This window comes from Variovorax xiamenensis (genome assembly GCF_050916385.1).
GTDB lineage: Bacteria > Pseudomonadota > Gammaproteobacteria > Burkholderiales > Burkholderiaceae_C > Variovorax.
In genome coordinates this window covers 2,687,742-2,699,250 of record NZ_CP139038.1, presented here as the reverse complement: position 1 = coordinate 2,699,250, position 11,509 = coordinate 2,687,742, and the positions used below count along the sequence as shown (strand labels likewise).

The 11,509-nt window shown below is 69.5% G+C and carries 8 protein-coding genes; 7 read left to right on the top strand and 1 reads right to left on the bottom strand.

Going from position 1 to position 11,509, the window contains the following annotated elements:
• The first annotated feature begins 144 nt into the window (after positions 1 to 144).
• Positions 145 to 1,410 (top strand): MFS transporter, encoded by a 1,266-nt coding sequence (locus tag SFB74_RS11975; RefSeq protein WP_432731035.1) that lies wholly within the window; start codon positions 145 to 147, stop codon positions 1,408 to 1,410.
• Between the two features lie 20 nt (positions 1,411 to 1,430).
• Here the strand turns inward: SFB74_RS11975 and SFB74_RS11970 are convergent, their stop codons facing one another.
• Positions 1,431 to 3,149, bottom strand: coding sequence for a protein kinase domain-containing protein (locus SFB74_RS11970; protein WP_432731034.1), 1,719 nt, complete (start codon positions 3,147 to 3,149; stop codon positions 1,431 to 1,433).
• A 63-nt stretch (positions 3,150 to 3,212) separates the two neighbouring features.
• Between SFB74_RS11970 and nirB the strand changes: the two genes are divergently transcribed.
• The 6 genes from nirB to cobA all read left to right on the top strand — a co-directional run bounded on the left by nirB (position 3,213) and on the right by cobA (position 11,459).
• Positions 3,213 to 5,645 (top strand): nitrite reductase large subunit NirB, encoded by a 2,433-nt coding sequence (gene nirB / locus SFB74_RS11965; RefSeq protein ID WP_432731033.1) that lies wholly within the window; start codon positions 3,213 to 3,215, stop codon positions 5,643 to 5,645.
• A complete protein-coding gene (locus SFB74_RS11960) occupies positions 5,642 to 6,439 on the top strand; it encodes a type IV pili methyl-accepting chemotaxis transducer N-terminal domain-containing protein (protein ID WP_432731032.1) in 798 nt (265 codons plus the stop codon). The genes nirB and SFB74_RS11960 overlap by 4 nt, the downstream gene beginning before the upstream one ends.
• 21 nt (positions 6,440 to 6,460) lie before the next feature.
• Positions 6,461 to 6,859: a nitrite reductase small subunit NirD gene (nirD, locus tag SFB74_RS11955; protein WP_432731031.1), complete on the top strand. Its 399-nt coding sequence runs from the start codon at positions 6,461 to 6,463 to the stop codon at positions 6,857 to 6,859.
• A gap of 3 nt (positions 6,860 to 6,862) precedes the next feature.
• Positions 6,863 to 9,661, top strand: coding sequence for a nitrate reductase (locus SFB74_RS11950; RefSeq protein WP_432731030.1), 2,799 nt, complete (start codon positions 6,863 to 6,865; stop codon positions 9,659 to 9,661).
• Positions 9,662 to 9,723: 62 nt separating this feature from the next.
• The gene (ybiB, locus tag SFB74_RS11945) at positions 9,724 to 10,635 is read left to right on the top strand and encodes a DNA-binding protein YbiB (RefSeq protein ID WP_432731029.1); all 912 of its coding nucleotides are present in this window, start codon (positions 9,724 to 9,726) and stop codon (positions 10,633 to 10,635) included.
• A complete protein-coding gene (cobA, locus tag SFB74_RS11940) occupies positions 10,632 to 11,459 on the top strand; it encodes a uroporphyrinogen-III C-methyltransferase (protein WP_432731028.1) in 828 nt (275 codons plus the stop codon). The genes ybiB and cobA overlap by 4 nt, the downstream gene beginning before the upstream one ends.
• Positions 11,460 to 11,509: the final 50 nt, after the last annotated feature.

The following is an 11,509-nucleotide window of genomic DNA, read 5'->3' as shown; positions in this document are numbered from 1 at the left end:
AGGCTCCTGCATCCGGCCAGGCAACGCACATGCCGCGCGCACCTCCACGTCGACAGCGTCCGCTGCCGGCACCCCGCTCCCAACCCCGTCCGTCGACACGGCCTCTCCAGGGCCGCGCCGCGGCTTTTTGCATCTTTGAACGCCATGTCAGGTTTCAGGAATTTCTTGCAGTCAGGCCACAGTCCGACACTGTTCGCGGCCTTCCTGTACTTCTCGTTCTCCTGCTGCATCTGGGTGCTGAACGGCGCCATGGCGCCCTTCATCGGCGAGACCTTCAGCCTCTCGCCGGCGCAGAAGGGGCTGATGCTGTCGGTGCCGATCATCGCGGGCGCGCTCATGCGCTTTCCGCTGGGCATCCTCTCGCAGTACATCGGCCGCAAGAAGGCCACGCTGGTCGAGATGGCGCTGATCGCGGTGGCGATGCTCTTCGGCTTCTTCTTCGTGAAGAGCTTCAACGACCTGCTCGCCATGGGCGTGCTGCTGGGCATCGCGGGCGCGAGCTTCGGCGTCGCGCTGTCGCTGGGCTCGGGCTGGTTCCCGCCGCAGCACAAGGGCCTGGCCATGGGCCTGGTAGGCGCGGGCAACGTGGGCACGGCCGTGTCGGTGCTGGTGGCGCCGCCGCTGGCCAACTGGCTGGGCTGGCAGGCGGTGTACGGCGTGGCCGCCGTCGCCATCCTCATTCCGATGGTCGTGATGGTGCTCTTCGCCAAGGAGCCGCCGGACGTGAACGCCCATTCGAGCTTCCGCGAGCACATCGCCTGCCTGTTCGAAAAAGACGGCTGGGTGTTCAGCCTGATCTACGGCGTGACCTTCGGCGGCTTCATCGGCCTCACGACCTTCCTGCCCTCGTACTACTACGACCAGTTCGGCGTGAGCAAGGTGCAGGCCGGCCAGCTGACCATGCTCGCGGCCTTCATGGGCGCGGCGGTGCGCATCGTGGGCGGCTGGATCTCCGACCGCTGGGGCGGCGTGAACACGCTCACCGTGGTGCTGCTGGTGGTGGCCGTGAGCCTTGTACTGGTGGGTTTCTCCTCGGCCTCGCTGACCGTCACCACGCTGGTGCTGATCGTCTGCTTCGCCGCACTGGGCGCAGGCAACGGCGCGTTGTTCCAGCTGGTGCCGCTGCGCTGGCCCGCGAGCACGGCGGTGGCCGGCTCGATGATCGGCGAGATCGGCGCCCTGGGCGGCGGCCTCGTGCCCAACGCGATGGGCCTGTCGAAGCAGTACCTCGGCAGCTACCTCTGGGGCTTCGTCTTCTTCGCGGCGCTGTCGCTGGTGATGCTGGGCGTGATGCGCGTGATGCAGATCCGCTGGACCCGCACCTGGGCCGAGAAGGGTGGCCGTGCGCGCGTCACGACGCCGCACAACCCCGCGGCCGCCACCCACGTTCGCAAGGCTACCCGCTCATGACTCGCCCCGCCCGCATCCGCTCAGCGTGGCAGGAAAAGCAGCCACACGATGAGCAGCACGTTGAACAGCACCGAGACGCCCAGCGCCAGCTGGTAGAGCGCCAGCGGATCGCGGCGGATCAGCGGCGTGGCGGCGGGCGCGCTCACGGGGCGGGATGCACCGCGCTCGAGCGCGAGCAGCAGTTCCTCGGCGGTTTCGAAGCGCTCGCGCGGATCGCGGGCGACGGCCTTGCGCACCAGATGGTCGAGCCAGATCGGCACGTCGGGTCGCAGGCGCGAGAGCGCGACCGGGTCACGACGGTAGCGCGCCACCTGGTAGGGCTCGATCTCGCCGTAGGGCAGATGGCCGGTGAGCCACTGGTACAGCGTCACGCCGAGGGCGAACAGGTCGCTGCCCGCGTCGGCGGTGCCACCCTCCTCCCACTGCTCGGGATTGATGTAGCTGGGCGTGCCCGCATGCAGCTCGCGCTGGGCCGCGCCCTCCCGGCCGGACAGGGCCACGCCCAGGTCGAGGATGCGCCAGCGCCCGTCGTCGCCCAGGTGCAGGTTGCCGGGCTTGATGTCGCGATGGATCACGCCCTGCCGGTGCAGCCGGCCGAGCGCGCGGCTGAGCTCGATGCCGGCGGCCACGACCTCGGCCACCGCGCCGCGCGGATTGGCCTTGCGCAACTGCTCCAGCGTGCGCCCGCCATGCCAGTCGAACACGACGTACAGCGCGCTCGCGTTCTCGGCGCGCTCGTGCACGCGGACGAAACCACCGCCGCCCACGCGCAGCCCCAGCCACGCCTCGTGCGCCAGCATCGCGCGCTCCTGCGGGTCGCTGGCGCGCGAGGGATGCAGCGTCTTCAGCGCGACCAGCTCGCGCGTGACCGGATGGCGCGCCTGGTACAGCAGGTGCACGCCGGTGTCGGCCACCAGCGCGGTGACGGCGTAGCCGTCGAGCACGTCGCCCACCTTCAGCGCGGGCGGCGGTGCGAGCCGGCGGCCGTCGCCGAGTTCGTCGTCGAGCTGCCGGGCGTCGAGCCCCACCACGCGAATGACCAGCGCGGTCGCGTTGTCGCGCGTGCCGGCGTCGAGCGCCGCATTCACCAGCGCATCGCTGGCCGCCTCGGCGTCGCCCTGCAGGGCCAGCACGGCCACCTGCTGCGGCCTGAGCACGCCGTGCACGCCGTCGGAAGTGAGCACGAAGCAGTCGCCCACGCGAACGTCGCCCTGCACGTAGTCGACGCGCACCTGGTCGTCGAGGCCGATGGCGCGCGTCAGGCGGCTGCGCATGTCGGGATGGTCGAAGGCGTGGTCCTGCGTGAGCGGCACGGCCGCCTCGCCGCCGGCGCGCACGCGCCAGGCACGGGTGTCGCCCACGTGGGCCAGCGTGTAGCTCTGGCCGTGCAGCACCAGTGCGGTGAGCGTGGTGAGCGCGGTGCCGCCCTGGCCCTCTTCCCTGCTCTGGCGGCGGCGGTTGTGGTCGGCCAGCCAGCCGTTCTGCGCGGCGATGAGCCGGTCGAGCGCTGCGGTCGGTTCCCAGGTGGCGGGCGTGGCGAAGTAGTCGGCCAGAAGGCCCATCACCGTGGTCTGCGCCGCCTCGCGGCCGTGGCCGCCGCTGGACACGCCATCGGCAATCGCGGCGATGAGCCCGCGCGCCTCGTCGCCCGGCGGCGCATGGACCGCGCCGGCGAAGTCCTCGTTCACCTCGCGCGGTCCGCGCCGGCTGCTGTAGCCGATGTCCACTTCAAAGCTCATGGCGCGATTCTCCACGCGCGCCGCGGGCACACGTTTGCTTGATTCCAGGAAAGGCGGAGCCCCATGAAGAAAATGAAACTCGTGATGGTCGGCAACGGCATGGCCGGCGTGCGCACGCTCGAAGAGCTGCTGAAGATCGCGCCCGACCTGTACGACATCACCGTCTTCGGCGCGGAGCCGCACCCCAACTACAACCGCATCCTGCTGTCGCCGGTGCTCGCGGGCGAGCAGACCATCGACGAGATCGTGCTCAACAGCTGGGAGTGGTACTCCGAGAACAACATCACGCTGCACGCCGGCAAGAAGGTGGTGGAGGTCGACCGCGTGAAGCGCATCGTGCGCGCCGAGGATGGCACCGAGGCCGCCTACGACCGCCTGCTGATGTGCACCGGCTCCAACCCCTTCATGCTGCCGGTGCCCGGCAAGGACCTGAAGGGCGTGATCGCCTACCGCGACATCGCCGACACCGACTACATGATCGAGACCGCGCGCACGCACAAGAACGCGGTGGTCATCGGCGGCGGCCTGCTGGGCCTGGAAGCCGCCAACGGCCTGATGCTGCGCGGCATGAACGTGACGGTGGTGCACGTCATGCCCTGGCTGATGGAGCGCCAGCTCGACGACGTGGCGGGCAAGCTGCTGCAGAAGTCGCTGGAAGACCGGGGCCTGAAGTTCCTGATGGGCGCGCAGACGCAGGATCTGGTCGGCGGGGAAGACGGCCGCGTGAAGGCCATCCGCTTCAAGGACGGCACCGAGGTCGCTGCCGATCTGGTGGTGATGGCCGTGGGCATCCGCCCCAACGTGGAGCTGGCCGAAAAGATGCGGCTGCACTGCAACCGCGGCATCGTCGTCACCGACACCATGCAGACCGTGACCGACGCGCGCATCTACTCGGTGGGCGAATGCGCGGCGCACCGCGGCATTGCCTACGGGCTGGTCGCGCCCCTCTTCGAGCAGGCCAAGGTTGCGGCCAACCACCTGGCGCAGTTCGGCATCGGCCGCTACCTGGGTTCGCTCACTTCCACCAAGCTGAAGGTGACGGGCATCGACCTGTTCTCGGCCGGCGAGTTCATGGGCGGCGAAGGCACGGAAGAGATCGTCATGAGCGACCCCTTCGGCGGGGTCTACAAGAAGCTGGTCATCAAGGACGACAAGCTGGTGGGCGCCTGCCTCTACGGCGACACGGTGGACGGCAGCTGGTATTTCAAGCTGCTGCGCGACGGCCGCAGCGTGCACGACATCCGCGACAAGCTGATGTTCGGCGAATCGAACATCGGCGACACCGGCCACGAGGGCCACAACAAGGCCGCCAGCATGCCCGACGACGCCGAGGTCTGCGGCTGCAACGGCGTGAACAAGGGCACCATCTGCAAGGCCATCAAGGAAAAGGGCCTGTTCACGCTCGACGAGGTGAAGAAGCACACCAAGGCCAGCGCGAGCTGCGGCTCGTGCACCGGGCTGGTGGAGCAGATCCTGATGTTCACCGCCGGCGGCGACTACTCCGCCACGCCCAAGAAGAAGGCCGTGTGCGGCTGCACCGACGTGAGCCACCAGGACGTGCGCGACGCCATCCGCAAGGAGCACTACCTGACGCACGACGAGGTGTACCGCAACCTCGGCTGGCGCACGCCCAACGGCTGCTCCACCTGCCGCCCGGCCATCAACTACTACCTGATCAGCACCTGGCCCAAGGAGGCGAAGGACGATCCGCAGAGCCGCTTCATCAACGAGCGCAGCCACGCCAACATCCAGAAGGACGGCACCTACTCCGTCATTCCGCGCATGTGGGGCGGCCACACAACGCCAGACGAGCTGCGCCGCATCGCGGACGCGGCCGACAAGTACAAGATCCCGACCGTCAAGGTCACGGGCGGCCAGCGCATCGACCTGCTGGGCGTGAAGAAGGAAGACCTGGAGAACGTCTGGAAGGACATCGGCATGCCCAGCGGCTTCGCCTATGCCAAGTCGCTGCGCACGGTGAAGACCTGCGTGGGCAGCGAGTGGTGCCGCTTCGGCACGCAGGACTCCACGCAGATGGGCAAGGACCTGGAGCGTGCGCTGTGGGCCATGTACTCGCCGCACAAGGTCAAGCTGGCCGTCTCGGGCTGCCCGCGCAACTGCGCCGAGGCCGGCATCAAGGACGTGGGCGTGATCGGCGTCGACTCGGGCTGGGAGCTCTACGTGGGCGGCAACGGCGGCATCAAGACCGAGGTGGCGCAGTTCCTCGTGAAAGTGAAGACCGCCGAGGAAGTGATGGAGTATTCGGGCGCCTTCCTGCAGCTCTACCGCGAGGAAGGCTGGTACCTGGAGCGCACGGTGCACTACATCGGCCGCGTGGGCCTGGACTACGTGAAGAAGAAGATCCTCGACGACGCCGAGGGCCGCAAGGCGCTGTGGGAGCGCCTGCAGTTCGCGCTCGACGGCGAGCCCGATCCGTGGTTCGAGTCGGCGCAGGCCTCGGTCGACGTGCGGCAGTTCACGCCGCTGACGGCATGAAGCGCAGGGCCTTCATCGCCAGCACTGCCGCAGCCGTCGCGGGCATGGGCGTCGGCCTGGGCGCAAACGCGCAGGTCGCCGACCTGAACGACGCGATCAACAAGGCCGGCCGCCAGCGCATGCTGTCGCAGCGCGCGAGCAAGGCCTACCTGGCGCTGGTGCAGCAGGTCGAGTCGCGCAATGCCCGGCAGGTGCTCGACCGGTCAATCGCGCTGTTCGAGCGTCAGCTCGGCGAACTGAAGGCCTTCGCGCCCGGCCCGGCCATCCGCGCCACCTACGAGTCGCTGGACACGGCCTGGGGCGCATTCAAGGCCGAGCTCACCGACGCCGCCCCCGGAAAGGAAGCCGCCGCCCGCGTCGTGAGGCTCGACGCCGCCGTGCTCGCGCTGGCCAACCAGGGCACCGGCCAGTACGAGGCCGCCTCGGGCAAGCCGGTGGGCAAGCTGGTCAACATCGCGGGCCGCCAGCGCATGCTGTCGCAGCGCATGGCCAAGTTCTACCTGGCCACCGCGATGCAGATCGACCCGGCCGGCAGCACGGCCGAGATCGGCAAGTCGCGCACCGAATTCGTGGCCGCGCTCGAGCTGCTGCGCAACGCGCCCGAGGCCACCGCGCAGATCCGGCAGGAGCTGGTGCTGGCCGATGCGCAGTGGATCTTCTTCAACCGCGGCCTGCAGCGCCTCGAAGGTGCCGGCGCCTCGCCCGCGCTGATGTCCGACGTGTTCGTCAGCAGCGAGAACCTGCTGGCGATCATGGACCGCGTGACCGGCCTGTATTCCGAAATCAAGTCTTAGAGAAAAGAAGAGAGCCCCACCATGAGCGACTGGAAAGTGATCTGCCGCATCGACGACATCCCCGTGCTCGGCGCGCGCCGCGTCGCGCGGCCGGCCGGGCTGGACGTGGCCGTGTTCCGCAACTCCGACGACCAGGTGTTCGCGCTGCTCGACCGCTGCCCGCACAAGGGCGGCCCGCTGAGCCAGGGCATCGTCTTCGGCACCAGCGTGGCCTGCCCGCTGCACAACTGGGCCATCGGGCTGGACGACGGCTGCGCCAAGGCGCCCGACGAGGGCTGCACGCCGAAGTTCGCCGTGAAGGTGGAAGACGGCGTGGTGCACCTCGACGCGGCCGAGCTGGCTACGCACGCCATCGACCTGGAGCGCCCGGTCGCCGGCCCGAAGCCTTTCGCGGTGCTGTCCGTTCTTCCGCTGGAATAACCCATGACGCGGGAGACCCGGTCCACCTGCCCGTATTGCGGCGTCGGCTGCGGGGTGATCATCGAGTCGACCGGCGACGAGGTCACCGGCGTGCGCGGCGACCCGGAGCACCCGGCGAACTTCGGGCGGCTTTGCACCAAGGGCTCGACGCTGCATCTCACGGCCAGCGCCACGGTCACGCGGCAAACACGGCTGCTGCAGCCCATGCAGCGCCTCGCGCGCGCCGAAGCGCCCTCGGTGGTGAGCTGGGACATTGCGCTCGACAACGCCGCCGGCAAGTTCGCGCAGGTGATCCGCGACCACGGCCCGGACTCGGTCGGCTTCTACGTGTCGGGCCAGCTGCTGACCGAGGACTACTACGTCTTCAACAAGCTCGCCAAGGGACTGATCGGCACCAACAACATCGACACCAACTCGCGCCTGTGCATGAGCAGCGCGGTGGCCGGCTACAAGCAGACGCTGGGCGCCGACGCGCCACCGGCCTGCTACGACGACCTGAAGGACGCGCAGTGCCTCTTCATCGTGGGCAGTAACACGGCCTGGGCGCACCCGATTCTTTTTCGCCGCATCGAGGACGCGAAGGCCGCGAACCCGGCGCTGAAGATCGTGGTGGCGGATCCGCGCCGCACAGACACGGTAGAGATCGCCGACCTGTTCCTGCCCATCCAGCCCGGCACGGACGTGATGCTCTTCAACGGCATGCTGCACCTGATGCTGTGGGAAGGCTGGACCGACGCGAAGTACATCGCGGCGCATACCAACGGCTTCGACGCGCTGAAGGCCACGGTGCGCGAATGCACGCCGGAGAAGGTGGCGCAGGTCTGCGGCATCCCGAAGGACGACCTGCTGGAGGCGGCGCGGCTCTTCGCTACATCGCCGGCCACGCTGAGCCTGTACTGCCAGGGGCTGAACCAGTCTTCCAGCGGCACGGCGAAGAACGCCGCGCTCATCAACCTGCACCTGGCGACCGCGCAGATCGGCAAGCCCGGCGCCGGACCCTTCTCGCTGACCGGCCAGCCGAACGCGATGGGCGGGCGCGAGGTGGGCGGTCTTGCCAACCTGCTGAGCGCGCACCGCGACCTGGCCAACCCCGAGCATCGGGCCGAAGTGGCGGCGCTGTGGGGCGTGCCTTCCGTGCCGGAGAAGCCGGGCAAGACCGCAGTGGAGATGTTCCAGGCCGCGGCCGACGGCGAGATCCGCGCACTTTGGATCGCCTGCACCAACCCGGCGCAGTCGATGCCCGACCAGGCCACGGTGCGCCGCGCGCTGGAGCGCGCCGAGTTCGTGGTGGTTCAAGAAGCCTTCTCCACCACCGCCACCTGCGCCTTCGCCGACCTGCTGCTGCCCGCCACCACCTGGGGCGAAAAGGAAGGCACCGTGACCAACAGCGAGCGCCGCATCTCGCGCGTGCGACCGGCCGTGCCGGCGCCTGGCGAGGCGCGCAATGACTGGTCGATCGCGGTGACCTTCGCGCACCGGCTCGAACGGCAGATGGGCCGCACTTTCACGCTCTTTCCGTACGAGACGGCCGAATCGGTCTGGAACGAGCATCGCGAATCCACGCGCGGCCGAGACCTGGACATCACCGGCATGAGCTACGCGATGCTGGAGACCGCCGGCCCGCAGCAATGGCCGCTGAAGGAAGGCGAAAGCACAGGCAGCGTGCGCCTGTACGAGGACGGCGTGTTCCCAACGCCCGACGGCCGCGCCCGCTTCGTCGACACCGTCTACAAGCCTGTGGCCGAGGCGCGCGAGGCCCGCTACCCCTTCTCGCTGAACACCGGCCGCCTGCGCGACCAGTGGCACGGCATGAGCCGCACCGGCACGGCCGGTCGCCTGTTCGGCCACGTGCCCGAGCCGGTGGTGCAGATGAACGCACAGGACATGGCGCGCCGCCAGATCGGCGAAGGCGACCTGGTGCACCTGACTTCGAAGCGCGGCTCGATCATGCTGCCCGCGCGCGCCAGCGCCGAGGTGGGGCTGAGCCAGGCCTTCGTCGCCATGCACTGGGGCGAGGAATACCTGAGCGGCTGCTCGTCGAGCGGCACGCGGCTGGCGGGCATCAACGCGCTGACCACGCCGGCCTTCTGCCCCACGTCGAAGCAGCCGGAGCTGAAGCACACGCCGGTGAAGATCCTCAAGGCCGAGCTGCCGTGGTCGCTGCTGGCCATGGCCTGGCTGCCCGCCGGCGAGGCATTGGCGGCGCACCGCGCGCTGCAGCAGACGATGGCGCTGTTTCCTTTCGCGACCTGCGTGCCGTTTTCCGGCAACACGCAAGGCACCGAGCGCACCGGCATCCTCTTTCGCGCCGCAGCGCACGACGCGCCCGACGACGCGCTGGTCGAGAAGATCGAGACGCTGCTCGGCCTGCAGGCCGCCGACGCGCTGCGCTATGCCGACCGCCGCCGCGGCCAGCGCCGGACGGCCCGGCTGGTGCGCCGCGCCGACGGCAGCGCGGGCCTCGAAGCCTTCCTGCTGGGCGGCGACACCAGCGCCGAAGCGTGGATCGCCACCCTGCTGCGCGAGGAACTGCCCGCGCAGAGCTACGGCCGCCTGCTGCTGTCGCCGGGCTCGAAGGCGCCGGTGGCGGTGCAGTCGCGCGGCAAGACGGTGTGCACCTGCTTCAACGTGGCGGACGTGGCAATCCAGACCGAACTGGCCCGCTGCACCGGCACCGCCGACGAGCGGCTGGCGAAGCTGCAGGGGGCGCTGAAGTGCGGCACCAACTGCGGCTCGTGCATTCCCGAGCTCAAGCGCATGGTGCGGGCGACGCCGGCCGAAGCCATGGCGGAGGCCCCGTGACTGCCCTGGGCATAAGCCGAATGACGTTTCGGCATAAGCCTTGCGGGACAATCCGCCTACCCATGGGAATCAGCCAATACATCAAGGAAATCGGCCGCGGCGCGCGAGGCGCCAAGCCGCTCACGCGCGAACAGGCCACCGACCTGTTCGGCCAGGTGCTCGACGGCACCGTGACCGACCTCGAGATCGGCGGCTTCTGCCTGGCCATGCGCATCAAGGGCGAGACGCCCGAGGAGATGGCCGGTTTTCTCGATGCAACCCATGCGCGGCTCCACATGATTCCAGCCGGCGAGCGCCCGCTGGTCGTGCTGCCGAGCTACAACGGCGCGCGCAAGCTGCCGGTGCTCACGCCGCTGCTGGCGCTGCTGCTGGCGCGCGAGGGCCTGCCGGTACTGGTGCACGGCAGCGCGAGCGAAACCTCGCGCGTGCTGGCGTCGAACGTGCTGGCTGCCCTGGGCCATGCGCCGATGACGGCCATCCGCCCCGTCGCCAGCGGCGAGGTGGCCTTTGCGCCCACCGAACTGCTGAACCCCGCGCTCAAGCGCCTGCTCGACGTGCGCCGCGTGGTCGGCCTGCGCAACCCCGGCCACAGCGTGGTGAAGCTGATGCAGCCCACCGCGGGCCCGAGCGTGGTGGTGGCCAGCTACACGCATCCGGAGTACGCGCGCGTCATGGCCGAGACCTTCGAACTCACGGGCATGACCGCCCTGCTCTCGCGCGGCCTCGAAGGCGAAGTGGTGTCGGACCCGCGCCGCACCGCGCAGATCGACGGCTTCGTGCGCGGCGTGCGCACCGAGCTGCAGTCGCAGCAGGCCGGCACCGCATCCGAGGTGCCGGGGCTGCCGAAGGAAATCGACGTTGCAACCACCGCCGACTACACGCGCCGCGTGCTGGCCGGCGAGCTTCCCGTGCCGGAGGCCATCGCGACGCAGGTCAGGCACATCACGCAACTGGCATTGGCATCCCACGCATGAACAACGACAACCCCACCACCAATTCCCTCATCGCCGGCCGATGCACGCTGGTGGGCGCCGGCCCCGGCGACCCCGAGCTGCTGACCATCAAGGCCGTGAAGGCGATCCAGGCCGCGACGGTGCTGCTGGTCGACGACCTCGTGAACGACCAGATCGTGCAGGCCTACGCCCGCCCCGGCGCGCGCATCGTGCACGTGGGCAAGCGCGGCGGCTGCAAGAGCACGCCGCAGGCTTTCATCGAGCGGCTGATGATCACCGCCGTGCGCGAAGGCGAGACGGTGGTGCGCCTCAAGGGCGGCGACCCGTTCATCTTCGGCCGCGGCGGCGAAGAGGTGGAGCACCTGCGCGAAGCCGGCATCGAATGCACGGTGGTCAACGGCATCACCGCAGGCCTCGCGGCAGTGACCACGCTGGGCGTGCCCCTCACCCACCGCGACCACGCGCAGGGCGTGGTGTTCGTCACCGGCCACGCCAGGACCGGTGCCGGCGCGGCGGAAGACCCGACCGACTGGCGCGCGCTAGCTGCGACGGCGTACAACGCCCGGCTCACGCTGGTGATCTACATGGGCGTGTCGGGCGTGGCACACATCGAGCGCGAACTTCTGCAAGGCCTGCCGGGCGACACGCCGGTGGCGGTCATCCAGCACGCGAGCCTGCCGCACCAGAAACACATCGCGACCACGCTGGAGAAGCTGCAGGACGGCATCGCCGAGGCCGGGCTGGCGAGCCCGGCGGTGATCGTCGTGGGCGACGTGCTGCGCGGGCTGGCCGCGGCGGCGCTAACGGTGCCGGCCTCGCTGGACGCAGGGCGCTTCGGGACCTGACCCCGGCCCGTGCGGGCCACGGCCGAACGGCATGGTCCGTACGGCCAGCG